The 23644-nt window shown below is 34.1% G+C and carries 24 protein-coding genes; 13 read left to right on the top strand and 11 right to left on the bottom strand.

Annotated elements, in window-relative coordinates; translation table 11 throughout:
- Positions 1–14: 14 nt before the first annotated feature.
- The 6 genes from WFZ86_RS08525 to WFZ86_RS08500 form a co-directional block, all read right to left on the bottom strand.
- The gene (locus WFZ86_RS08525; RefSeq protein ID WP_342691539.1) at positions 15–2942 is read right to left on the bottom strand and encodes a M16 family metallopeptidase; all 2928 of its coding nucleotides are present in this window, start codon (positions 2940–2942) and stop codon (positions 15–17) included.
- A 24-nt stretch (positions 2943–2966) separates the two neighbouring features.
- The gene (locus tag WFZ86_RS08520; RefSeq protein WP_342691538.1) at positions 2967–3653 is read right to left on the bottom strand and encodes an ABC transporter ATP-binding protein; all 687 of its coding nucleotides are present in this window, start codon (positions 3651–3653) and stop codon (positions 2967–2969) included.
- 104 nt (positions 3654–3757) lie between these two features.
- Complete coding sequence (locus tag WFZ86_RS08515; protein ID WP_342691537.1) at positions 3758–4534, bottom strand: O-methyltransferase; 777 nt, start codon at positions 4532–4534, stop codon at positions 3758–3760.
- A gap of 158 nt (positions 4535–4692) precedes the next feature.
- The gene (locus WFZ86_RS08510; protein ID WP_342691536.1) at positions 4693–5166 is read right to left on the bottom strand and encodes an FKBP-type peptidyl-prolyl cis-trans isomerase; all 474 of its coding nucleotides are present in this window, start codon (positions 5164–5166) and stop codon (positions 4693–4695) included.
- A gap of 43 nt (positions 5167–5209) precedes the next feature.
- Positions 5210–7072, bottom strand: coding sequence for an ABC-F family ATP-binding cassette domain-containing protein (locus WFZ86_RS08505; RefSeq protein WP_342691535.1), 1863 nt, complete (start codon positions 7070–7072; stop codon positions 5210–5212).
- A 464-nt stretch (positions 7073–7536) separates the two neighbouring features.
- Positions 7537–8466, bottom strand: a complete 930-nt coding sequence (locus WFZ86_RS08500; RefSeq protein ID WP_342691534.1) for a T9SS C-terminal target domain-containing protein — start codon at positions 8464–8466, stop codon at positions 7537–7539.
- 114 nt (positions 8467–8580) lie between these two features.
- Between WFZ86_RS08500 and WFZ86_RS08495 the strand changes: the two genes are divergently transcribed.
- From WFZ86_RS08495 to WFZ86_RS08435, 13 genes are all read left to right on the top strand, one after another.
- Positions 8581–9744 carry a glycosyltransferase family 2 protein gene (locus WFZ86_RS08495; RefSeq protein ID WP_342691533.1) on the top strand — a complete coding sequence of 388 codons (1164 nt, stop codon included), beginning with the start codon at positions 8581–8583 and terminating at the stop codon, positions 9742–9744.
- An 83-nt stretch (positions 9745–9827) separates the two neighbouring features.
- Positions 9828–11138, top strand: a complete 1311-nt coding sequence (locus tag WFZ86_RS08490) for a dihydrolipoamide acetyltransferase family protein (protein WP_342691532.1) — start codon at positions 9828–9830, stop codon at positions 11136–11138.
- A gap of 185 nt (positions 11139–11323) precedes the next feature.
- On the top strand, positions 11324–12094 hold the full coding sequence (locus WFZ86_RS08485; protein ID WP_342691531.1) for an exonuclease domain-containing protein: 771 nt from the start codon (positions 11324–11326) through the stop codon (positions 12092–12094).
- 76 nt (positions 12095–12170) lie between these two features.
- Positions 12171–12782 carry a fumarylacetoacetate hydrolase family protein gene (locus WFZ86_RS08480; protein WP_342691530.1) on the top strand — a complete coding sequence of 204 codons (612 nt, stop codon included), beginning with the start codon at positions 12171–12173 and terminating at the stop codon, positions 12780–12782.
- Positions 12782–13126, top strand: a complete 345-nt coding sequence (locus WFZ86_RS08475; protein WP_342691529.1) for an Hpt domain-containing protein — start codon at positions 12782–12784, stop codon at positions 13124–13126. The genes WFZ86_RS08480 and WFZ86_RS08475 overlap by 1 nt, the downstream gene beginning before the upstream one ends.
- A gap of 44 nt (positions 13127–13170) precedes the next feature.
- Complete coding sequence (locus tag WFZ86_RS08470) at positions 13171–14424, top strand: CinA family nicotinamide mononucleotide deamidase-related protein (RefSeq protein WP_342691528.1); 1254 nt, start codon at positions 13171–13173, stop codon at positions 14422–14424.
- 71 nt (positions 14425–14495) lie between these two features.
- Entirely contained in the window at positions 14496–14732 is a 237-nt protein-coding gene (gene rpmB / locus WFZ86_RS08465) for a 50S ribosomal protein L28 (protein ID WP_024980263.1), read from the top strand.
- A gap of 28 nt (positions 14733–14760) precedes the next feature.
- Entirely contained in the window at positions 14761–14943 is a 183-nt protein-coding gene (rpmG, locus tag WFZ86_RS08460; protein WP_007805817.1) for a 50S ribosomal protein L33, read from the top strand.
- A gap of 69 nt (positions 14944–15012) precedes the next feature.
- Positions 15013–15165, top strand: a complete 153-nt coding sequence (locus WFZ86_RS08455) for a DUF4295 domain-containing protein (protein ID WP_066310049.1) — start codon at positions 15013–15015, stop codon at positions 15163–15165.
- Positions 15166–15278: 113 nt separating this feature from the next.
- Positions 15279–16232, top strand: coding sequence for a signal recognition particle-docking protein FtsY (gene ftsY, locus WFZ86_RS08450; RefSeq protein WP_342691527.1), 954 nt, complete (start codon positions 15279–15281; stop codon positions 16230–16232).
- Between the two features lie 5 nt (positions 16233–16237).
- Positions 16238–16399, top strand: coding sequence for a hypothetical protein (locus WFZ86_RS08445; protein ID WP_342691526.1), 162 nt, complete (start codon positions 16238–16240; stop codon positions 16397–16399).
- A 279-nt stretch (positions 16400–16678) separates the two neighbouring features.
- Positions 16679–17086 carry a lipocalin family protein gene (locus WFZ86_RS08440; RefSeq protein WP_342691525.1) on the top strand — a complete coding sequence of 136 codons (408 nt, stop codon included), beginning with the start codon at positions 16679–16681 and terminating at the stop codon, positions 17084–17086.
- 12 nt (positions 17087–17098) lie between these two features.
- Positions 17099–17395: a DciA family protein gene (locus tag WFZ86_RS08435; protein ID WP_159685879.1), complete on the top strand. Its 297-nt coding sequence runs from the start codon at positions 17099–17101 to the stop codon at positions 17393–17395.
- A 166-nt stretch (positions 17396–17561) separates the two neighbouring features.
- Here WFZ86_RS08435 and WFZ86_RS08430 read toward each other — a convergent pair whose 3' ends face one another.
- From WFZ86_RS08430 to WFZ86_RS08410, 5 genes are all read right to left on the bottom strand, one after another.
- A complete protein-coding gene (locus WFZ86_RS08430; protein WP_064715300.1) occupies positions 17562–17981 on the bottom strand; it encodes a nucleoside-diphosphate kinase in 420 nt (139 codons plus the stop codon).
- A 108-nt stretch (positions 17982–18089) separates the two neighbouring features.
- A complete protein-coding gene (locus WFZ86_RS08425; protein ID WP_342691524.1) occupies positions 18090–19358 on the bottom strand; it encodes an acyltransferase family protein in 1269 nt (422 codons plus the stop codon).
- A gap of 14 nt (positions 19359–19372) precedes the next feature.
- Positions 19373–20962, bottom strand: coding sequence for a bacillithiol biosynthesis cysteine-adding enzyme BshC (bshC, locus tag WFZ86_RS08420; RefSeq protein WP_342691523.1), 1590 nt, complete (start codon positions 20960–20962; stop codon positions 19373–19375).
- Between the two features lie 385 nt (positions 20963–21347).
- Entirely contained in the window at positions 21348–22691 is a 1344-nt protein-coding gene (locus WFZ86_RS08415; RefSeq protein WP_342691522.1) for a DUF4302 domain-containing protein, read from the bottom strand.
- 77 nt (positions 22692–22768) lie between these two features.
- Positions 22769–23632: a zinc-binding metallopeptidase gene (locus WFZ86_RS08410; protein ID WP_342691521.1), complete on the bottom strand. Its 864-nt coding sequence runs from the start codon at positions 23630–23632 to the stop codon at positions 22769–22771.
- Positions 23633–23644: the final 12 nt, after the last annotated feature.

The raw sequence follows: 23644 nt of genomic DNA, 5'->3' as shown, positions 1-23644 counted from the left end.
AGTGGATAAAAAAATTAGAATCCGAAAATTTCTTCTAAAGATACTTTCTTTATTTCACCTAATTTTTTCATTTCATTCATATCAATCTTACTTTCAGATGCTACAATGGCATAACTGTAAGGTTTATTGGCTATGAAGTTATTGTGAAAAGTTTTGAGGTCATTCATAGAAATTTGATCTACGGTAGTAAATGTTTTTTTTCTGATATCCTCTTTTAATCCTAGTTGCTTTGCTGCTAGGTAATTAAAAATAATGTTGTCTTGCGTAATTCTTTCGGTTTGAATGTCTTTTTTAACTTGACCTTTGGCTAAATTTAAATTTTCGCTTAATTCAGGTAAGTTGTTCAAAAGTTCATTCATTGCTGTTGTAGCCTCTTTGAATTTGTCAGCTTGACTTCCGACATAATTCAAAACAAGATAGTTGTCTTCTTTCTTTTCAGGTTCTACATAATATCCATAGGTGCTATAAGCTAAGGCTTTACTTTCTCTAATAGTTTGAAAAACCACTGATCCCATACCGCCACCGAAATAGTTATTGAATACGTTAATGATTGCATTTTTATTGGCATCATAGGTTTCTGTATTTCTTACCCAACGCGTTTCAGCTTGTACCATATCATAATTGGTAAAAAACACTTGGTTTTGAGTTTGAACCAATGGCTTGAAAACTTTGGCTGCTGGTGTTGCAGTAAAAGTTGCAGGAACTTTGTGTAGCGCTTTTAATTGATTTACAAAAGTAGTTAATGGTGCTGGACCATAATAAATAATCGTTTGTTCGTAATTGTTCATGTTTTTCAAACGACTCATTAAATCTTCTGTTGTCAAGGATTCTAATTCAGCTGTTGTTAAAATAGAGTTGAATTTATTTACTGGGCCATAAGTAGCATAGCTAGTTAGTCCTTGTAAAATAGCATTTTTGTTTGCTTTTACATCTTTTCTTGATTTTGCAATCCTTGCTTTTAAAGCTTTTAAAGCGTTTTCATCAGCTTTGGCATTTGAAATAACTTCTTCATACAATTGAACTGCTTTTTCAAAATTTTCTTGTAATCCTTCAATGCTCACGGTGGTATATTCTTCACCACTTGAGATATTGAAACTACAGGCAATTTTATAGAATGCTTTTGAAATTTGTTCAGTACTCATTTTATCGGTACCTAAAAATTGAATGTATTGTGTTGCTAAGGCTTGTTTTGAGTCATTTAAAGTACCGATTTTATAACGGTATTTTAATCTAAAAATAGAGTTGTCTTTATTTTGAACATAAAGTACTTCTGCTTTTTCGATTTTAGATTTCTGAATGTCTTTGTTGTAATCCAAAAATACAGGTGTTGAAGCAATGCTTGGAATAGCGTTGACTTGTTTTAAGAAGTCAGATTGTTTGTCCGCATTGGTTTCAACAGGAGTAATTTGTGGTTTTTCAATTTTAACTTTGTTTTTGTTTTCGCCTTTTCTTTTGAAAACGACTACATAATTGTCTCCAAGATATTTGTTAGCAAAGGCTACAATATCTTCTTTTTTTAATTTTGACAAATCGTTTACATAAGCTACTTGATCTCTCCAATCTAATTCTGACGTGAAATTGCTCATTAAATTGCTAGCGCGATCTCCGTATTTTTCAGTTTCGTAGATTTTACTTTTTTTAATGTTATTGATGATTGAAGGAATTAAATCATCATCAAAATTTCCTTTCTTTAAATTTTCAATCTCAGCTAAGACTAATGCTTTTGCTTCTTCTAAGGTTTGGCCAGTAGTTGGTGCTGCAGATAAATAAAGAACACTATAATCGATCAGGCTGTAGTTGAATGCGCTCGCGCGAAGCATTTTTTGTTTCTTAACTAAATTAAGATCCAATAAACCGGCTTTGCCATTAGTAAGTACTTGTCCAACTAAATTTGCTAATAAGGCATCTTTGTCTTTGTTACCAGGAAGACGGTAACCGATGGCAAAACTCTCTGCATCTGGGCCAACAACTTCAATCGCTATTGGTGCTGTTATAGGAGCTTCTGGTTCAAAAGTATATTTTTCAATTGCTTTGGGTTGCATATAAGCAAAAGCCTTGTCTATTTTTGCAATTATCTCATCTGGATTGAAATCACCTGACAAGATAATGCCCATGTTGTTAGGTACGTAGTATTTGTTAAAATACTTTCTGATTTCTATTAAGGATGGGTTTTTTAAATGCTCAACTGTTCCAATAGTGGTTTGTAAACCATAATTGTGTTTTTTGAATAGGTTGGAAAATAAAGCTTCCGAAACTTTACGACCATCATTGTCTAAACTCCTGTTTTTTTCTTCATAAACAGCTTCTAGTTCTGTATGAAAAATTCTTAGAATTGGATTTCTAAAACGTTCCGCCTGTACGGCTAAGTATTTATCCAAAGAACTACTTGGAACATCATCAGTATATACCGTTTGCTCAAAAGAAGTAAAGGCATTGGTGCCTTGTGCCCCCATAGCAGACATCATTTTGTCGTACTCATTGGCAATAGAATATTTACTGGCAACTCCCGAAGTTTGATCGATTTTCTTATAGATTTCTTTTCTTTCGATACTGTCTTTTGATTTGTTGAATTGCTCATACAAAGCGTCAATTTTGTCTAATTCAACTTTTTCTTTAGACCAATCCAAAGTTCCGTATTTATCCGTTCCTTTAAAAAGCATATGCTCTAAGTAATGAGCTAATCCAGTATTGGTAGAGGGATCGGTTTTGCTTCCAGCTTTAATAGCGATGTAAGCCTGAATACGAGGGTCTTTTTTAGTCGGGCTTAAAATTACAGTTAAGCCGTTTTTTAAAGTATAGAAACGGGCTTTAGTAGCGTCATTAGTAACATACTTGTAAGTATATCCATTACTTGAAGCTTCTTTCCATTCAATAGGATCTTGTGCTACAACAGTAGAAATTGAGCATAAGAATAGTAAAGATAAAATTGGTTTTTTAAACATATTTATAGGCTTGGTTAATGTAAATTATTTTGTAGTATCTGTTTCGATCAATCCATCTCGCAAACGAATAACTCGGTGGGCATAAGCCGCAATATCTTCCTCGTGCGTCACCAAGATAACGGTATTTCCTTGTGCGTGAATGTCGCCAAATAACTTCATAATTTCAACAGAAGTTTTACTATCTAGATTTCCGGTAGGCTCATCTGCAAGGATAATAGAGGGTTTGTTGACAAGGGCTCTTGCAATAGCAACACGCTGACGCTGACCTCCCGAAAGCTGGTTAGGTTGGTGGTCCATTCTGTCGGCTAGGTTAACTTGTTTGAGTACATCAGTAGCACGGGCCACACGGTCTGATTTTGAATAACCAGCATAAATCATGGGCAAGGCAACATTGTCCAAGGCTGTTGTTCTGGGTAAAAGGTTGAAGGTTTGGAACACAAAACCAATTTCTTTATTTCTAATTTCGGCCAATTCATCATCTCTCATTTTACTGACGTCTTTGCCGTTCAAAATATAATTTCCAGAAGTTGGTGTGTCTAAACAACCCAAAAGATTCATTAAGGTAGATTTTCCAGATCCAGAAGGTCCCATGAGGGCTACATATTCGCCTTTATTTATTTCTAAATCAATTCCTTTTAATACATAAACCGTTTCGTTACCCAATGAAAAATTTCGTTTGATATTGGTTATTTTGATAAGTGGATTGCTCATTATTGGTTGGAAGTTTAATAGTTTACTTTGCTTGATAGCAGATTGGACTGCAAATGATTGATATTGTTACAACAAATTTAAATTATTTAAGTGTTTAAATAATTTTAAATCCGAATTACAAAATGCTCTTTGGCTTGTTCCTTTCTAAAGAATACCAAGCCCCATTGATAGGTGTCGATAGTTACTCTCACTTGAGGGTGTTTTTTTATAATTTCCCAAGCTTTTTCCATAGCCGAAGACCAATGAATATCATCAAAAATCCAAACGGTTTCGTTGTTTATTGTTGGTAATAAATGTTCGAAGTAGTCCAAGGTTGCTTCTTTTGAATGGTTTCCATCAAAATAAATGAAATCGTAGTTTTTATCGAGTTGATTTGATGTAAAAAAAGATTCAAATTGGGTGGTAATAGTAGTAATATTTTCAAAGTTACTTTTTTGTAATTGCTCATTGGCTATTTTTGAAGTTTCGACACAACCCTCTAGAGTCGTGAGCTTGGCTCTTGGATTGCCTAAAGCTAGAGCTGAAGTTGCTAATCCTAAGGAAGTACCAATTTCCAAAATTGATTTTGGCTGGAAATATTGAACAATTCTACATAATAACTCAGCTCGTTTTGACGAAATTCCAGCAGTTTGTGCAATTTTTGAAATCTGTCTTTTGTTGGATTTGAAAACTCTTGAACCTGCTCCAAAATCAGTAACATCGATAGTGTTTCTGTTTTTTAGCAATGCCTTTCGATACGCTTTTAAAAGAGCATATTCTGGTTTCTTTTTTTTGTCATAAAAACATCGGGTTACCAATGAAAAAACAAAAGGCGAGTGCACGCCATGTTCGTTCTTGGAGTGCCATAAAAATTGTAAAAAAGAGTTTAATTGAAAAAGCATATAATATCAAAAAAATTTTAGTAATTGAAAGTTTAAAATAACTATTCAACTCTTGTTACAAAGAAAAGCACAAAAAAGAACAATTTAAATCTAAGCACAAAAAAAGCCACAACAAAATAATTTTAGTTGTGACTTTACTATGTTTTTTAGTTTCAAAATTAATTTACCGAAACCAATTTTATATCAAAGAGTAAAACCGAACCTCCCGGAATTGGTCCATAATCAAAACTCCCGTAACCTAGATGAGCTGGAACCAAAAGAATGCCGCTACCTCCCGTTTTAAAATACGGAATTCCTTCTGTCCAACCTTTGATTACTTGATTTAGTCCGATGGTAATTCCTTCTGCTTTACTCTGATCAAACACAGTTCCGTTTGTAAAATAACCTTTGTAAACTACTGTTACATTTGAGGTGGATGTAGGTTGTGTTCCAGTTCCGGGTTCAGTAATGATGTAATATAAGCCAGAATTCGATCGCTGAGCCGTTGTAATATTATTTTTGGTTAGATAGTCTTTGATTTCTTGTTCGTTTTTTGCGGTGTAATCTACTGCTACTGGTGGTGTAATCGGCTCAGAATTAGAGCAAGAAAGTAATAGTAAAAAGGCAAATAATGTGAAGATTTTCTTTGTCATGATTATGGTTAAATTGTTAATTAATGAAATTAGGATATAAAATTTATCCCTCTAATTTAGCTGATAGTTCAAACCAACGTTCTTCTTTGCTTTCAATTTTTTTGATGATGTTTTCTAGTTCTTTGGCTTTTTTCTCGATTTCTGCATCGGCAACTTTTCCGTCTGAAAAAAGCTGTTCAATTTTGGACTTGTCGATTTCTAAATCTTTGATTTCGCGTTCAATTTTTTGAAATTCTTTTTGTTCGTTGAACGTTAAATTTCCCGATGGATTATTTTGTTTCCATTCTTTTTTTTCTGCTTTATTGTCTTCTTTTTGAATTACATCGTTACTGTCTTCATAAGCTCTAAAGTCAGAGTAATTTCCTGGGAAAGTTTCAATTTCGCCTTGTCCTCTAAATATAAATAGTTGGTCTACGATTTTATCCATAAAATAACGATCGTGAGATACAACCACCAAACAACCTGGATAATCTAAAAGAAAACTTTCTAAAACATTCAGCGTTACAATGTCTAAATCATTTGTTGGTTCGTCCAGAATCAAAAAGTTGGGATTCTGAATCAAAACGGTACATAAATACAATCGTTTTAATTCGCCTCCACTCAATTTTTCTACATAATCGTATTGTTTTTTTGCGTCAAAGAGAAAACGCTCCAATAATTGAGAAGCTGAAATCATTCTTCCTTTGGCTAAAGGGATGAATTCTCCGTACTCTTTAATTACATCAATTACTCGTTGTCCTGGTTTTGGGTTGATACCGCTTTGTGTGTAATATCCAATTTTGATTGTGTCTCCAACTACTACTTTTCCGTTGTCTAGAGGAAGTGTGCCAGTAAGCAGATTTAAAAAGGTTGATTTCCCAGTTCCGTTTTTGCCAATAATTCCGATACGTTCCCCTCTTTGAAAATCATAACTAAAGTTGTCTAGAATAACGTGGTCCTTGAACTTTTTGGAAATTTTATGAAGCTCTACGATTTTGCTTCCCATTCGCTCCATATTAATTTCTAGTTCAACTACGTTTTCTTTTCGACGACTTTGTGCTTTTTCTTTAATTACATAAAAATCATCTTGACGTGATTTGGATTTTGTAGTTCTAGCTTTTGGTTGACGACGCATCCATTCAAGCTCTTTTACGAATAAATTTTGAGCCTTATCTACACTAGCATTTTCAGAGGCAATACGTTCTTCTTTCTTTTCTAAATAGTAAGAGTAATTGCCTTTGTATTGGTATATTTTTCCGTTGTCGAGTTCAATGATTTCATTACATACGCGCTCTAAAAAAAAACGATCGTGTGTAACCATAAACAAGGTGATGTTTTCTTTTGCAAAATAGCTCTCCAACCACTCAATCATTTCCAAATCGAGGTGATTTGTTGGTTCATCCAAAATCAATAAATCAGGTCGATTAATCAAGATAATGGCTAGGGATAATCGCTTTTTTTGGCCACCAGAGAGACTTTTTACTTTAAGTTTGAAGTCTTCCAGCTTTAATTTGAACAAGATTTGTTTGTATTGTGTTTCAAAATCCCAAGCATTATGTCGGTCCATAGCATCGAAAGCCTTTTGGTAGGCTTCTTCGTCTTCTGGGTTTTCTAGTGCTTTTTCATAAGCTTCAATAACTTTCAAACTTTCATTATCTGACGCAAAAATACTTTCTTCGATTGTTAATTCGTCTTGTAATTTATTATCCTGAGATAAAAAAGCCATTCTGATGCTTTTTCTTAAAACAACTTGTCCAGTATCAGGCTCGTCTAGACCATTAATAATGCTCATTATTGTGGTTTTTCCAGAGCCATTTTTAGCAATAAAAGCAATTTTTTGGTCTTTGTTGATTCCAAACGAAATGTCTTTAAAGAGCGTTCGTTCTCCAAAAGATTTTGATATATTTTCGACAGATAAGTAATTCACAGTGCTTATTTTTTTGCAAAAGTAAACTATTCTATAGCCATTTGCGAATTATTTATCAAAGTGTGAGGGTTGTTTTTTAGGAACAGATACAAAAGGCATTTTCAGCAAAGATGGGTCCCGCTGTCCACTATATCTCCTGTCTGGTTCGTTCACCAGTCAGGAGGATGCCGCTCCCATCGGGGTTAAAGAATAACAAGGTTACTTTTTGTGATTATTTAGATAATACTATTCAAAAATAAGTAGCATTTCATTTTAGACAAATTAGTCATCTAAAGTTTCGTAAATCTGAATAAATGTGTTCATGATTAAAAGGAAATATAAATTACTAATACTATAAATGTAGGGTCATTTGAGGTTACTTATTGAACTAGTACTTGTTGCTTTTTTCTTATTCAAAAAAGCGTTTACATGTCTTATATGTTTCATTTTTAAAGTTTGGCAAAAAAAACGACTGTTTACAAAAACTAATTTTTTTTCTTTTGGTCTTTAAGTTCCACAATGTGCCATTGTTGCGGAATCTTCAAAAATGGTTTTCTGACGAAAGCTTCGTTGGTCAAATAAAAGCTATTGCCATCAGTCGTTGCAATTCCTTCAATTTGATGAAATCGTAGTTTTAGATTGATTCTTTTTTTGGAACCCGAAAAAAAATGATTGCCTTCAAAATCATATAAAAGATATAAAAAAGGACTTCCTCTCTTGGTATACCCACAAAGCACTATTTTTTTCTCAGCATTTAAATATGTAGCTCCAGTAATCAAGCCTTTGCAATCCCAAGAAGCTTGTAGTTGTGCCACTTGATGGTCTGTTTTGTTGGGCAGAGCATAAAGGCTTGTAGTAGTCGTTTCCCATTCTTTAGTAAACAAATAAATACTGTCTTTCGTTACTATAAAAGCTTCGCAATCAAAAGCTGTTTTGTTGGGTTTTAGCGGACTAAAATCCGTTTGATTGCTATACGAAAAAGTGATCGTTTCAATATGAGGTTGTTCTTGCAAAAAGGATGTTTTCTCAATTTTTAAAATACTTAAATCTTTTCGATTCCCCGAATAGTTGTTGCCAAAGTCTCCTATATATAGGTAGGAGCTATCTTGTGTGATTTCTTCCCAATCATGATTTACGACTCCGTTTAGTTTAATTTTTCTTTTGATTTTTCCTGAATTGTCCAAACCGTAAAGCGTGGTGTCATGGTCGTCATTGTGTGTCCAAAATAAACCCTCAAAAAACACTAAACCCGAAGTTTCTTTTATGGAATCCGACATAGGAGTTGAAAGCAAGGGTTTTATTTTGTTTTTGGGACACTCACAGTTTTTCTTTTTTACTACAGCAGCATTGATACCCTTATTTGTTTGAGGATAAGCTATAGAAAAACAGCAGATTAAGTAGAACAAGAATTTCATGGACATTCATTCTAATGAATGGTAAAAATAAGGAAATACATTTGTAATAATTTTTTAATAGTAAGAATAATCACTTGTGCTTTTGAGAGAATATTATCTCATTATATTTGCATCATGCAATTATCTGTTATCATTCTCAATTACAACGTTCGCTATTTCTTGGAACAATGTGTGCTTAGCGTTCAAAAGGCGTTAGAAAACATTGAAGGCGAAATCATAGTTGTCGATAATGGGTCGTCTGATGATAGTTGCACTATGATGCAAACTCGCTTTCCAGAAGTAAAACTCATTCAGAACACCGAAAATCTCGGTTTTCCAAAGGGTAATAATATTGGAGTTGCTGCCGCTAAGGGAGAATATCTCTGTATTTTGAATCCCGATACAATCGTTGCCGAAGATACTTTTGTAAAGGTTTTGACTTTTGCCAAAGCTCAAGGAAATCTCGGAATTGTTGGTGTAAAATTAATTGATGGTTCTGGGAATTTTTTACCTGAGAGCAAGCGCTGTGTTCCCACGCCTTGGGTGGCTTTTACAAAAGTCATGGGCTTGTATCGATGGTTTCCTTCTGTTTCAATTTTTACTAAATATTATGCGCAACATTTACATCCTGATCAAACGGGTAAAGTAGATATCCTTGTAGGGGCTTTTATGTTTCTTTCTCGCGAATTGTACCTAGGTGTAGGTGGATTTGATGAAAACTGTTTTATGTATTCGGATGATATTGACTTGTCGTATCTAGTAGTACAAAAGGGAAAAGATAACTTTTATTTTCATGAAACGACAGTGTTGCATTATAAGGGAGAAAGTACTATAAAGGATGGTGCTTACATGAAACGCTTTCAAGAAGCTATGCGATTTATTTATCAAAAACATTTTAGAGTTTCCTTTTTCTTTGAAATTTTCATGCAATTAGGGATTTTCTTTTTTTCTTTATTCAAAACCCTTCAAGGGAAATCCAAGAATCAAAAAGAGCCTACAGGTTACTTGTTGTGTTCTTCCAACGAAAAATTAGCAAATGAGTTGCAATTGGTTTTAGGAAAAAAAGTCTTTTTTCAGCCTTTTGAAGGAGAAAAAATGGTAAATTCGTGTCTTTTTAAGAGAAAGCATGGAACCGAAATCATTCTAGATAATGAGGATATTTCTTTTAAAGAATGTATAGCGATTTTAGAATCGTTAAAGAACCAAGGATTTACTTTTAAAATTATACCAAAAAGTTCTAATTTTTTGATTGGAAGTAATAATAATAACGAAAGAGGTATGATTTTAAAAATTCGGTAAAAATTACATTTAATGTAATTTATATTTAAATTATTTATTAATTTCGCAAGCAGAAAATAAAAATCACCTTTTAGGTTAATAATATGGCAAGATTTGAATTAAAGCTTCCAAAAATGGGAGAAAGTGTTGCAGAAGCAACTATTACCAATTGGTTGAAACAAGTTGGAGACAAAATTGAAGCAGATGAAGCAGTTTTAGAAATTGCAACGGATAAAGTGGATAGTGAAGTTCCAAGCGAAGTTTCTGGAGTATTGGTTGAGCAATTATTTCAGGCAAATGATTTGGTTCAAGTAGGGCAAACCATTGCTATTATTGAAACCGAAGCAGGTGAGGGGGTTACAACTGTTGTGGTGAATGAAGTCCCAGAAGAAGCGGTGGCTATCGAAAAAGCGATTGAAGTAGCTAAGGATACTGTGCTCGCTCCTGTAGATTTTACCGAATCGGATAAGTTTTTATCGCCTTTGGTAAAAAATATCGCAAAAGAAGAAGGTATTTCTGTTGCTGAACTACAAACTATTTCTGGAACTGGAAAAGAAGGAAGAATTACCAAAGCGGATATTTTAGAATACCTTAAAAACAGAGGAAATCAACCTAAAGTTACGGTAACGCCATCATTAATGGTGGATACGATCGTACCTGTGGCGACAACAGTAGTATCAAAAGCAGTTCCTGTTTCTGTAAATGGAGGAGACGAAATTGTTGAAATGGATAGAATGCGTAAGTTGATTTCGGGTTACATGGTGGCTTCTGTTCAAACTTCGGCTCACGTACAATCATTTATTGAGGTGGATGTAACGAATATTGTAAAATGGAGAGATCGAGTAAAAACAGCTTTCGAAAAAAGAGAAGGTGAGAAGTTGACTTTTACGCCTATATTTATGGAGGCTGTGGCTAAATCGTTAAAAGATTTTCCAGGAATGAATATATCTGTTGATGGTGATTTTATTATCAAAAAGAAAAATATCAATTTAGGTATGGCAGCAGCTTTGCCTAACGGAAATTTAATAGTTCCTGTTATCAAAAATGCCGATCAGTTGAATTTGGTGGGAATGGCGAAAGCAGTAAATGATTTAGGAAATCGCGCCAAAGCAGGAAAGTTAAAACCAGACGATACGCAAGGGGGTACTTATACAGTGACGAATGTGGGAACTTTTGGTTCTGTCTTTGGAACACCAATTATCAATCAGCCGCAAGTGGGGATTTTAGCTTTGGGAGCTATTAGAAAAGTGCCTGCGGTAATCGAAACTCCTGAAGGTGATTTTATTGGTATTCGTCAGAAAATGTTCTTGTCTCATTCTTATGATCATAGAGTGGTTGATGGTGCATTGGGTGGAAGTTTTGTAAAACGAGTAGCTGAATATCTAGAAGCCTTCGATGTAAATAGAGATTTCTAATACTATAGAATAAAAAAATACAAAAAAAAACTGACTTTGGATAATTCAATTGTCGGTTTTTTTTTTTTTTTTTGTGTCTTACTCTTTTATAACAAGGGGAGGGATTGGTTTTATCCTAAAATGTTTAAACACTTGTTTTTAATCATTTTTAATGAATTATATTTGCAACCTTATAATAACCAAAAATGGAACTGAAACTAAATAGACCAATTTGTTTTTTCGATCTGGAAACAACAGGCATTGATATTGGGAAAGATCGTATTGTAGAAATTTCAATTTTTAAAGTGTATCCAAACGGAAACAAAGAAAGTAAAACATGGTTGGTGAATCCAACAATACCAATTCCAGCAGAGTCTACTGCGGTACACGGAATAACCAATGAAAAAGTAGTGAACGAGCCTACTTTTAAAGAATTGGCCTCACAAGTGCATTTGATGATTAAGGATAGTGATTTGGCAGGATTTAATTCGGATCGTTTTGATATTCCGCTATTAGCAGAAGAATTGTTGAGAGCAGGATTAGATTTCGATATGAAAAATAGAGTTTCGGTAGATGTTCAGACAATTTTTCATAAAATGGAAGAGCGAACATTGGCGGCGGCTTTGAAATTTTATACTGGCAATTTACTCGAAAATGCCCATTCAGCTGAAGCAGATACGATGGCAACTTATGAGATTTTGAAAGCACAACTGGATCGTTATCCTGAGTTGGAAAACGACATGAAAGTATTGTCAGAATTTACAACACGTAAAAAGATTGCCGATTTTGCAGGAATGATTGCGTTTGATAAAGATAACGAAGAGATTTTTACTTTTGGAAAGCATAAAGGGGTAAAAGTAGATAAGGTACTTGAATCGGAGCCAGGTTATTTTAGTTGGATTCAAAATGCTGATTTTCCTTTGTATACCAAAAAAGTGCTTACAGCTATTAAATTAAGAAAATTAAATACTAAATAGAGTGATTAGTGAAGGGTAATTAGTGAATAGCGCTTGTTTTCTAATTACTATTCACTATTTACTAATCACTAAGGATATGAAAATAATTTGCATAGGCAGGAATTATGCCAACCATATTGAAGAGCTAAAAAACGAGCGTCCCACCGAACCAGTTGTTTTTATGAAACCCGATTCGGCTATTTTGCTCAAGCAATATCCATTTGTGATTCCAGAATTTTCGGAAGATATTCATCACGAAATTGAGTTGATTGTAAAAATTAGTAAAGTTGGAAAATACATCGAACCTAAGTTTGCACATAAATATTATGATGAAATTAGTGTTGGAATCGATTTTACAGCAAGAGATTTACAGGAAAAACTAAAACAAAAAGGGTTGCCTTGGGAAAAAGCAAAGGCTTTTGATGGTTCGGCAGTGATTGGAGAATTTTTATCTAAAACACAGTTTAGTTCGTTAGAAAATCTTACATTTGAGTTAGTCAATAACGGACAAACAGTTCAGAAAGGCTGTTCTAGTCATATGTTATGGTCGATTGATGAATTGATTGCTTATGTGTCTCAGTTTTTTACTTTGAAAATTGGAGATATTATTTTTACTGGTACACCAGCAGGAGTAGCGTCAGTTCGTCCGAATGATATATTAGAAGGTTTTTTAGAAGGACAACAACTATTTAGAATACAAGTAAAATAATGGCTTTAAAATACAATCTCTCCAAAGTGTATGCACTTTCCGATAATGATCCAGAATTTGTTCAGCAAATTTTGACTCTTTTTGTTACCGAAGTTCCAGAGGATTTGAAAAAAATCAAAGAAGGAATTGATAATAAAGATCATAAACAAGCTTATGCATTCGCTCATAAAATTAAGCCTACCCTTGATTTAATTGGCTTAAATGTAGCTTTTGAGGAAATTCTTCAAGTGGAAGCTTGGACCAAAGCCGAAGGAAGAAAAAAAGATATTATTGAAACGTTCAAGAGTGTTAAAAAACGCGTAAAAGAAGCTGTTAAGGAAATTAAAAAGGATTTTGATTTGTAACTAGCTTTTTTTTAAATTATACATCCATTTCAATTTATTATTAAATGAAAGCAGCCATAATTACTATCGGTGACGAAATTCTTATTGGTCAAATTGTAGATACCAATTCGGGTTACATTGCCAAAGCTTTGGATCGAATAGGGATTGAGATCAAAGAAATGTTATCTATTAGTGATGACAAACAGGCTATCTTGGATACTTTTGCTTTACTGCAAGATCAAGTTGATATTGTTTTGATTACGGGAGGTTTAGGGCCTACTAAGGATGATATTACCAAAAAAACAATTTGTGATTATTTTGAGGATGTACTTGTTCGTAATACAGATGTAGAGGCTCATGTGATTGCTTTAATTGAAAGAGCGTTACAAAGAGAAGCGTCTCAAATGAATAAAGATCAGGCTTTGGTGCCTTCAAAATCTACCGTTTTGCATAATGAAGTAGGTACTGCACCGGGAATGTGGATCCAAAAAGGACAGACGGTTTTTGTTTCGTTACCAGGAGTGCCTTATGAAATGAAATATTTGGTGGACAATCAGGTGGTTCCTAAGATCGTGAATGAATATGAGCGTCCTTTTATTATTCATAAAACGGTTTTGACTTACGGTCAAGGAGAAAGTTTAGTAGCGGAACGTATTGAGGTTTGGGAGGATAATTTGCCCGATTTTGTCAAATTAGCTTATTTGCCAGCTCCTGGAAGAGTGCGTTTGCGTTTGACCGCAAGAGGAATCGATAAATCGTTTTTAGAAACTGAATTGGATAATCAATTAGCACAATTGAGTTCGCTTATTGGGGATATTATTGTAGGTTATGATGAAGAAGAGACTCTAGAGGTGGTGGTTGGAAGGTTGTTAATGCAAAAAAACAAAACGCTAGCAACAGCAGAAAGTTGTACGGGAGGTAAAATTGCGCAATTGATAGCGGGAATTTCTGGAGCTTCTAATTATTATAAAGGAAGTGTGGTGGCTTATGCTACCGAAATGAAGATGAAGTTGTTGGGGGTTGCTTCGGATACCATTCAAAGCTTTAGCGTAGTAAGTGCCGAAGTCGCAAAGGAGATGGCTTTGAATAGCCAAAAAATCTTCGAAACTGATTATGTTATCGCTACAACAGGCAATGCTGGTCCTTCAAAAGGAGACTCAACGGCTGCCATCGGCACCGTATTTATTGCTTTGGCAACCCCAGATGGAGTCCTTGTAGAAGAGTTTAATTTTGGTCAACCCCGAGAAAAAGTAATAGATAGAACGGTTGCTAAGGCTTTGGAAATGTTGCAAAAAGAAATTTTAAAAAATGTGTTATAAATTTTTGTTTCATCCGTTTATTTTTCTTTTCTTTGCACCCTGATTTTGAATAACGATAAAAGATAAGCATAATGTCAAGAGTTTGTGACCTTACAGGTAAAAGAGCGATGGTAGGAAATAACGTTTCTCACGCTATGAATAAAACTAAGAGAAAGTTTTCTGTAAACTTAGTGAAAAAGCGTTTTTATCTTCCAGAAGAAGATAGATGGATTACTCTTAGAGTAGCAGCATCTACGATAAAAACAATTAACAAAAATGGAATTGCAGCTGTTTTGAAAAAAGCGCAGTCTGAAGGATTTATAAAATAATCTTTTTCCTAAATAAATATATAGCAAGATGGCAAAGAAAGGTAATAGAATCCAAGTAATTTTAGAATGTACTGAGCACAAAACAACTGGTGTTGCGGGAACTTCAAGATATATAACAACAAAGAACAAAAAAAATACTCCAGATAGATTAGAGATTAAAAAATTTAATCCAATCTTGAAACGTGTAACTGTTCACAAAGAAATTAAATAATTAAAGATTTTAATAGACTCTAGTTTCATAAATTAGAAATTTGTTAAAATATTAAAAAACATTTAAATCATGGCAAAGAAAACCGTAGCATCGTTACAAACCGCTTCTAAGAGATTATCAAAAGCCATCAAAATGGTGAAATCTCCTAAGACTGGTGCATATACATTCGTAGAATCAATTATGGCTCCTGAAGCTGTTGATGAATTCTTGAAAAAGAAATAATTCATACACGCATTATACATAAGCTACTTTCATTCGGAAGTAGCTTTTTTATTTTTATATTTACGCTCTAAGTGAGTGATTGTCTTTTTATTGTATTTATAAATAACTACCCCATGAGTTTTTTTAAACGTATATTTTCTACTGAAAAGAAAGAGACTTTAGATAAAGGTCTTGAAAAAACGAAAGTTAACTTTTTTACTAAATTAACCAAAGCCGTTGCTGGAAAGTCGAAGGTTGATGACGATGTATTGGATAATTTGGAAGAAATTTTAGTTGCTTCGGATGTTGGAGTTACTACTACTTTAAAAATTATTACACGTATTGAAAATCGTGTTGCAGCAGATAAATATTTAGGGGTTGATGAGTTAAATGGAATACTTCAAGAAGAAATTGCTGGTTTGTTATCTGAAACCAATAATGGTGAAGCTACAGAATTTGTAGTTCCAATCAGCACTAAACCTTATGTGTTGATGGTGGTGGGCGTAAATGGAGTGGGTAAAACCACTACTATTGGCAAATTGGCTTATCAGTTTAAGAGGTCAGGATACAATGTAGTGCTTGGTGCAGCAGATACTTTCCGTGCGGCAGCCATCGATCAATTGCAGATTTGGGCAGATCGTGTTGGAGTACCTATTGTGAGACAGGAAATGGGAAGTGACCCAGCTTCTGTAGCTTTTGATACACTACAGTCAGCGGTGGCTCAAAATGCCGATATTGTGATTATTGATACCGCTGGACGTTTGCATAATAAAATCAATTTAATGAATGAGCTATCAAAAGTGAAACGTGTGATGCAAAAAGTTGTTGCTGATGCGCCTCATGATGTACTTTTGGTACTAGATGGTTCTACAGGTCAAAACGCTTTTGAACAAGCCAAACAATTTACCGCTGCTACCGAAGTTACTTCTCTTGCGGTTACTAAATTAGACGGAACAGCCAAAGGTGGCGTTGTGATTGGTATTTCGGATCAGTTCCAGATTCCTGTAAAATATATTGGAGTAGGTGAAGGAATAGAAGATTTACAAGTCTTTAATAAGTTTGAGTTTGTAGATTCTTTCTTTAAATAATTTATATGAAAAATTTGAGCCCTTTATATTTGTACTTCATCAGTATGATTTGTCTTTTCTTGGCGAATTTAGTTAGAGGCAAAATGGATTATGCGTATGGTTTTTTTCTTGGAGCTGGCGTTGTTCTTTTTCTAATTGGTATTTACAAGAAGTTTAGTGCGAAATAAAAGCTGATTTTTCCTTGCTTTTTTTGTGCTAGTTTATTGTTTTCTATCTTTTTAATTGTCTTTTAGTTGCTTTCCTTTTTCTTTTAAAATGTGGAATGCGAACAATTTTTCTTTGTTTCTTTACTTGATTTAGGCGTACTTTGTAATTAGAGCAGACGTGTTGTTGTGCACTGTTTTTCTAGCCCTGATGGGAACGGCATCCTTGTGGTCCCGGGGTTCGGGACGACAAGATATAGTGGACAGCAGGAAATAGCTCCTTATAAAAAATAAAAATATTCTATGAAAAAAGTAGTTGTAGTAGTAACCCTTTGTTTGTTTTTTTTAGGGTGTCAACCTAAAGTTGAGAAGGAATCGGTGACTTTGTTGACTGGGTATTGGGAGATTGAGAAAGTGGTTTTCGAGGAAGGTGAAGATAAAGAATACCCGAGCAATGATAGTTTTGATTATTTTGAAATTAAAGGCGATACCGGATTTAGAAAGAAAGTAATGCCGCAATTGGACGGTACGTTTCAGGCGAATGATTTGGTAGAAACGATTCGTATTCGAGAGAAAGATGATCAAATTATTCTTGATTTCAAGACTGATTTTGCGCAATGGTCAGAGGAATTGGTAAGGATTGATGCAAAGGAATTGGTCTTGAGGAATGCAGAGCAAAAAGAGTATCACTATAAAAAACAGGTCCGATAAAAATTATTGACAATGGCAAAACGACTAAATGATCAGAATACGGTAGGTGATGTCTTGAAGCATATTATTGAAGTTAATAAATTGCAAACGGGACTTAACCAGATTGATGTTCGTGAGGCTTGGAAAAATTTGATGGGGAACGGTGTGAATCATTATACCAAAAATGTGATTTTGAAAGGATCCGTTTTGTATGTTGAATTATCTTCTTCTGTTTTACGGGAAGAATTGAGCCACGGGAAATCGAAAATAATTGCGATGATTAATGAGGAATTACGTCGTGATGTGGTTAGAGACGTGGTGTTGAGATAAAGTAAAAGTGTTCAGTTTAGTATACCGACTAAATAACGTTTACTGAATTATAATTTTCAGGTAATAAAAAATCCCATTTTGCTCTAAACAAAATGGGATTTTTTTATGAGATAACTATTTTTAGTGCATTTTACTGCCCACTAAAAACTGTTTACTGAACACTGATTTAGAATTGCTCTCTTCCTGCAAAGTGGAAAGCACCTTCGATAGCAGCATTTTCGTCGCTATCAGAACCGTGAACTGCATTTTCTCCGATAGAAGTTGCGTAAGCTTTACGGATAGTTCCTTCAGCAGCCTCAGCTGGATTAGTTGCTCCGATTAAAGTTCTGAAATCTTCCACTGCATTTTCTTTTTCTAAAATGGCAGCAACAATAGGACCACGAGTCATGAATTCTACTAATTCTCCAAAGAAAGGTCTAGCTGAGTGTACTGCGTAAAATGCTTGTGCGTCAGCAACAGTCAATTGCGTTAATTTCAAAGAAACGATTTTGAAACCTGCATTTGTAATCATTGCTAAGATGTTTCCGATGTGTCCGTTTTCTACAGCATCAGGCTTAATCATTGTAAAAGTTCTATTTGTAGCCATTTTTTGGTTTTTTAAAATTTGGTGCAAAAATAGACTTTTTTTGCAAATACAATTTGTGAAATTGTCATTTTTAAGTCAAATTTTTGATTATGCGATAAAATAGCGTGATTATACTTTAAAAAACAGTTTCTTTTGGTAGAAATACCACAATAAAAGACTCCAAAAACCTACATAAAGCAAAGCAAAGACGAGTGAAGCATTCATTGGATTTTGGAAATGAGGCAAAACTCCAAATTCATAACTGTAGGTCCAAAAGTCGATTGGAGTTTTATCTTTTGGATTTTGTACCAAAATCATTACCAAAGCTTGAGGAATGATTTGCGATAAAAAGAAAACAATCATAGGATTAACTCCCCAAACCAAAAATAGGGTGATTCCTTTTTTGAAGTTGAGTAGGTCAATACAATAATATAAAATCGTCAAGATAAGCGTGGCCAATCCAGCGGTATAAAGTACATAGGAGCTGGTCCATAAGGCTTTATTGATTGGGAAAACAAAATTCCAAAGCCAACCCAAGAGCAGTAATAGTGCTCCAATGCTCAGCATTTTTTGTGCTTTTGATTTTTTGGATATATTCATATTGAGTAATTGCCCAATTTGAAGGCCTAATAAACCCGTTACGATAGCAGGAATTGTACTCAGAATACCTTCTGGATCCCAAGTTTTGGTGGCTTCCCAAACGTGTTCTGATAATACCATTTGGTCCACCCAAGTAGCTAAATTGGTTCCTTTTTCGAGATTGGTAATTACAAAGCCAGGTGCAGGAACTAATGTCATTAGCGCCCAATAGCCCAGTAGTAAAACACTGCTTACGATGAGTTGCATTTTGGGCGTAGTTTTTAAATATAAAAGAGAAGCGATGAAATATATAATCCCGATACGCTGTAAAACCCCAGGAAGACGTACGTTTTCATAAGCTGGGATACCGCTGTAAGCAAGGAACATAAAAAGAATAAAACATCCAATGGCCAAATAGGTTTTGGTTTTTTGATTGAAATTCCCCATTAAAGCATAACCAACAATAGCTGTTATAAGTAGGCGAATAATCATTAATGGTGTTCCTTCAAGGTCTAAAAACTGAATTTTACCGAAAAAGTTAAAGAACAAACCTAGGTTTATCATCCGCAATGAACGAACAAAGATTTTGTTGAAGGTTGAACTATCATAGGTTTTAGTTGGCATGGCAAAAGCAATGGCGGTTCCCATGATGAAAACAAAAAATGGAAATACCAAATCGGTTGGAGTACAGCCGTGCCATTCTGCGTGTTGTAAGGGAGCATAAATCGTGGACCAACTTCCAGGATTATTGACAACAGTCATTAATAAAATAGTTAATCCTCGAAATACATCCAATGAAATCAGTCGGTCTTTGCTCATGAAAAAAGTAGGTTTTAAAAGGTAATAATGGTAAAATTGGTAGACAAAGGTTTTATTTGCTCAACCAATTTAGGAATCAGTTGCTCGCCATTTTCTAAATAAAATTCAGCAAAATTAGCTTGACGTTCTTGCAAACTTTGGTTAGGAAAAAGTTCATTTTGAAGTGCCGTGATTCGATTCAAACTATCGGCTAATTTTCGTTTTTGTGCTTTTAGCAATCGTTTTTCAAGTTGTTCTAGTCCTTTGGTTTGTTTTACTTCCTGCGCTTTTACAGCGCCTTCAAAAGAACGGTCGGTTTTGGAAGCGAGTTCATTTAGGGCTTGAAACTGTTGTTGTAATTGCTGTTTCAAATCGCTTAAATCTATGGCGAATTCCGATAATTGTTTGGTTTTGTTGTTGATTAAAAAGTTTTGTTTTTGGAATAAATCGCTCCAAGTCAAGGCTAAGGCATCGGCTTTTTTTAGCTGTTTTTTAGTGGCTAAAACTACGGAGTTACGCACAATAAGCATTGGAAAAGTCACTTTTACCGCATCAAAAAATGATTTCAATTCTAACCAATAGGCTATTTCTCCACCACCACCAATATAGGCTAAATTAGGCAGAATAACTTCTTGGTATAAAGGACGCATCACTACATTAGGGCTGAATTTTTCAGGGTGAAGTTCCAATTCGGCAAGTAGTTCTTGTTCTGAAAACTGGAGTTTAGTATTGTTTATTTTGTACAATCCGTCTTCAAAAATAATACGCTCTCTTAAGTCGTCTTCTATAAAAAACAAATTGATTTCACGAGGATTGACTTGAACGGTATAATCTCCAAATTGATGGATAGTTTCATTCACTTTTGAAAAAGCTGTTTGCTTAAGTACCTCTTCCTTAATGAATGGAATAAATTGTCTTTTTAGATTGGCATCATCAGCATCCAAAATGACTAATCCGTAGTGACCAAAAAGAGCATTGGCCAAATATCTAGTCGCGTCTGCTAGATTGGTGTGCTTCAAATAGGCTTCTTGAAATAAATTTTTTAGCATTTCGGCATTGGTACTGCTCCCTAACTCTAGTGCAAAAATCGCTAAAAAATCTTCGAGACCTTCTGCAGATAAGCGCCCAACTGGTCCTGTACTTTCTCTGTTCCAACAGAATTTTTTTCCTTTGAAAGTAAAGTAATTGATTTCTTCAAAATCATGGTCTTCGGTAGCCATCCAATAGACTGGGACAAAATTTTGTTCAGGATATTTTTGTTGTAATTCCTTAGTAAGATTGATGGTTGAAATGATTTTATATAGAAAATACAAAGGTCCGCTGAATAAATTCAGTTGATGACCTGTTGTAATGGTATAGGTATTGGAATGATTTAAAAGTTTGATGTTGTTTAACGTTGCCGTTGAAGCATTGATTTTGGCATTTTGGGCTTCAAGAGCAGCAACTAATACGGCTCTTTTATTGTCTTCGAAGTTGGCTTTCTTTTCTTCTATTTGAGGGCCAAAGTTTTCAAGAGTTGGGAATCGATGGTACAAAGGCTGTACGTTTGGTTTTTGGTCTAAATAATCATTGATTAATGAGGAAAAATACCCAGAATTTTGAAAGCTGATACAGTCGGATGGCATAATGTTGTTATTTGATGCTAAAATATCAAAAAATATTATAAGACATTGTAAAAAACTTCTCTTTAATAGGAGGGCTTATTTTAATTCATGAATATTTATTTGAATCGTTTACTATGAAGTTGCTTCTCCTAAGTTAAGTTTTATAAATTGTAAAAATTGATTCATCAGATAAGATTAAAATAATAAAGCAACTCAATTTGAGTTGCTTTATGTTCAAGATAATCATAGTTGTAAAATTCACAACTGATTTTGCATACTAATGAAAAAGGAAATTATTAGCACTCCTGCCATAAAAAGCATTCTGTATATTGATGCCTTAAATGTTGTTGTGCCATTGGTTTGGTCTTCTTTTTTCTGTTTAATAAGATTTTAAATTTGGATGTTGTTATAATGCATAAGTTGTAATTCTAAAAGGATTTGAAAAACTTGTAAAAGTGTAAATTGCATTAGAAAATTGTATATTGAAATTTTCTTTTTTAACATACAACCCATTAGGATCCATCAGTTCTGCGTCAATTTCTTTCAAGAATGCTGGTTCTGGAATGATAACACCATTGCTCTCCCAAGAATCATGTGTAAGTACAATTGTTTTGTTTGTACTATTTTCAGCCGTTGATATATTGTGATAAATTGTCTTTTTGCCACCAGCGAATCTATATTCAATATAATTACCAAAAGGAGTATTGAAATTCAATTGTATTCTACTTAGATTTTGGTTTGCTGGTAATGTTCCATTTACGGCATTTAATAATGATATACATAGAGGAGAATTTGTAGGTGCTTTTGATAAGAAAGCTGAAATATACCCAAATGATGTTTGAGGGTTACCATCCAAAAGTTTTTTGTAATCATTCGTTATTATTAATGGTTTGTTACTATATTTTATGGTGGCAGTAATATTATTTGTTCCAGTGGCAGTAAAGGCTCCGCTCGCACTATCATAAGTAAAGTCGGTTAGTTTTTGATTACCAACTTTGACAGGCGGACTTACAATAATACCAGTTGGCGTGTAAGCGATACCGATGTTACTAGTCATGTTAGAACCTGATTCTATCGAATTAGCTGTCGCATATCTAGTTGCTTCAGTAAAGTTGAAATCAAATTGACTTGTTTTTGAACCATCGAAAGTTTCTAGAAGCCTGAATAGAGGTCTTGTGCTATTACCAATAACATTAGGGATCATAGCGATGTTTTTAGCTAAGTTTGACCAGTCGTCAGCTGTAGCTTTTACAAAACGTAATTCTTTAAAACTTCTATTCGTTTTGAAAATGATTTGATCATTCTCTTTACCATAATAAAGGAATTGAAAGTCTCCTTTATACCCCTTTCCTCTCAAACTTGCTACAGGATAATTGTTAGAATCAGACAATAAATGTATTCTGTTTTTTGTTGTAAAAACAAGACTTACTGTACTTCCTAATTCGATGCTGTATTCGCTAGAATACGTTCCAGTATCGCTATCGAAATCTGAGGCCATGTCTACTTTTCCTTGTTTAAATTTAAATAAGTGTGTATAGCCTCCCAACTGTGTAGTATCTGTAAAATAAACAGCTTTCCATCCGTATTGTGCGGATTCTAATAGGTCATTAAGCTCTTTTTGTTGTGCATTTAATCGTTCCGATGGAGTAGCGTTAAATGGAGAATCTAGTGATTCTTTATTATCACAAGAAAGAAATTGGAATACAATGAAAGCAACCAATAAGTGATTAAATATTTTCTTTAATTTCATAATTTTAAATTTATATTATAAATTGTTTAGTTGAAATATGTTTTTTGGTTAAACAAATTCGTGTTTAGAAACTAATATTATCCATTAATTACCGCATTAGTGTTTTTTTCAGCTTCATCTCTAAGTTTATAGAAATCAATACCAAAAGCATCCTTGAAATACTTTACTACAACAGCTTCTTTACTTTTTATACTAGCTTTTGCAGTGCTGCTTGTTATGGCATTTAGTATAGCTTCGTATTCCGCTTTTGAGTTAACCAACATAATAGATGCCATTTCTGCAAAATCTTCATTAATGTTTGACCTTGCATAGTCTGTAATGAAACCTTGTTCTCTAGCCACAGCTGTAGAAGTCGCATACCAGTTAGAGGTATATCCTGAAGGTGTTATTTTTGAAAACGTTTTCTCATCAAATGGTTTCGTTTGATTAAGAATATGTAGATATTCATGCTGAATAGTATGAATAAAGCGTTTCACGTTTTCGCGATCTTTTTTGTTAACATTATCGGTTTCAAACAAAGTAATTCTTTGACCTCCTTCTGCTAGACCGAGTGTTATTGTTCCTGTAGTATTTAAATTAATTCCACCCACAAGTACAAATTCTCTTGGAGCAATCTTTTTTACAAAATCAGGACCTGCGATGGTTTTATAACTCTCCAGCCAAATTTTTTGAACAATTTCTAGTACAGACTGTACCTTAGACTGCAAGGGTGGATATAAAAAACGATTATTATCTACTACATTTTGGTTCCATTTATATTGAATATTGATGTTGTATGTATTCAAATAATTATTATCAATCCAAATGTCTAATTCTGACTTAGCTGGTGTTGATAAATCTAATTGACTTTCTTTAAGGCCTTCCTCGCTTGAACAGGCATTAAATATCAGCAATACTAAAGTAAGTAATGCTATTTTTTTTACTTGTTTTAATATTTTCATAGTTCTGTTGTT

Source organism: Flavobacterium polysaccharolyticum (assembly GCF_038739875.1).
Classification (GTDB): domain Bacteria; phylum Bacteroidota; class Bacteroidia; order Flavobacteriales; family Flavobacteriaceae; genus Flavobacterium; species Flavobacterium polysaccharolyticum.
This window is presented reverse-complemented; position numbering and strand designations above follow the sequence as displayed.

What these genes read in the sequence shown, in the direction of transcription:
- rpmB (WP_024980263.1), top strand. Translation starts at nt 14,496, where the DNA reads ATGTCAAGAGTTTGTGACCTTACAGGTAAAAGAGCGATGGTAGGAAAT.
- WFZ86_RS08525 (WP_342691539.1), bottom strand. Translation starts at nt 2,942, where the DNA reads ATGTTTAAAAAACCAATTTTATCTTTACTATTCTTATGCTCAATTTCT.
- bshC (WP_342691523.1), bottom strand. Translation starts at nt 20,962, where the DNA reads ATGCCATCCGACTGTATCAGCTTTCAAAATTCTGGGTATTTTTCCTCA.
- WFZ86_RS08455 (WP_066310049.1), top strand. Translation starts at nt 15,013, where the DNA reads ATGGCAAAGAAAACCGTAGCATCGTTACAAACCGCTTCTAAGAGATTA.
- WFZ86_RS08495 (WP_342691533.1), top strand. Translation starts at nt 8,581, where the DNA reads ATGCAATTATCTGTTATCATTCTCAATTACAACGTTCGCTATTTCTTG.
- WFZ86_RS08425 (WP_342691524.1), bottom strand. Translation starts at nt 19,358, where the DNA reads ATGAGCAAAGACCGACTGATTTCATTGGATGTATTTCGAGGATTAACT.
- WFZ86_RS08430 (WP_064715300.1), bottom strand. Translation starts at nt 17,981, where the DNA reads ATGGCTACAAATAGAACTTTTACAATGATTAAGCCTGATGCTGTAGAA.
- WFZ86_RS08515 (WP_342691537.1), bottom strand. Translation starts at nt 4,534, where the DNA reads ATGCTTTTTCAATTAAACTCTTTTTTACAATTTTTATGGCACTCCAAG.
- WFZ86_RS08415 (WP_342691522.1), bottom strand. Translation starts at nt 22,691, where the DNA reads ATGAAATTAAAGAAAATATTTAATCACTTATTGGTTGCTTTCATTGTA.
- WFZ86_RS08485 (WP_342691531.1), top strand. Translation starts at nt 11,324, where the DNA reads ATGGAACTGAAACTAAATAGACCAATTTGTTTTTTCGATCTGGAAACA.
- WFZ86_RS08490 (WP_342691532.1), top strand. Translation starts at nt 9,828, where the DNA reads ATGGCAAGATTTGAATTAAAGCTTCCAAAAATGGGAGAAAGTGTTGCA.
- WFZ86_RS08445 (WP_342691526.1), top strand. Translation starts at nt 16,238, where the DNA reads ATGAAAAATTTGAGCCCTTTATATTTGTACTTCATCAGTATGATTTGT.
- WFZ86_RS08470 (WP_342691528.1), top strand. Translation starts at nt 13,171, where the DNA reads ATGAAAGCAGCCATAATTACTATCGGTGACGAAATTCTTATTGGTCAA.
- WFZ86_RS08520 (WP_342691538.1), bottom strand. Translation starts at nt 3,653, where the DNA reads ATGAGCAATCCACTTATCAAAATAACCAATATCAAACGAAATTTTTCA.
- WFZ86_RS08410 (WP_342691521.1), bottom strand. Translation starts at nt 23,632, where the DNA reads ATGAAAATATTAAAACAAGTAAAAAAAATAGCATTACTTACTTTAGTA.
- rpmG (WP_007805817.1), top strand. Translation starts at nt 14,761, where the DNA reads ATGGCAAAGAAAGGTAATAGAATCCAAGTAATTTTAGAATGTACTGAG.
- ftsY (WP_342691527.1), top strand. Translation starts at nt 15,279, where the DNA reads ATGAGTTTTTTTAAACGTATATTTTCTACTGAAAAGAAAGAGACTTTA.
- WFZ86_RS08475 (WP_342691529.1), top strand. Translation starts at nt 12,782, where the DNA reads ATGGCTTTAAAATACAATCTCTCCAAAGTGTATGCACTTTCCGATAAT.
- WFZ86_RS08500 (WP_342691534.1), bottom strand. Translation starts at nt 8,466, where the DNA reads ATGAAATTCTTGTTCTACTTAATCTGCTGTTTTTCTATAGCTTATCCT.
- WFZ86_RS08435 (WP_159685879.1), top strand. Translation starts at nt 17,099, where the DNA reads ATGGCAAAACGACTAAATGATCAGAATACGGTAGGTGATGTCTTGAAG.
- WFZ86_RS08510 (WP_342691536.1), bottom strand. Translation starts at nt 5,166, where the DNA reads ATGACAAAGAAAATCTTCACATTATTTGCCTTTTTACTATTACTTTCT.
- WFZ86_RS08480 (WP_342691530.1), top strand. Translation starts at nt 12,171, where the DNA reads ATGAAAATAATTTGCATAGGCAGGAATTATGCCAACCATATTGAAGAG.
- WFZ86_RS08440 (WP_342691525.1), top strand. Translation starts at nt 16,679, where the DNA reads ATGAAAAAAGTAGTTGTAGTAGTAACCCTTTGTTTGTTTTTTTTAGGG.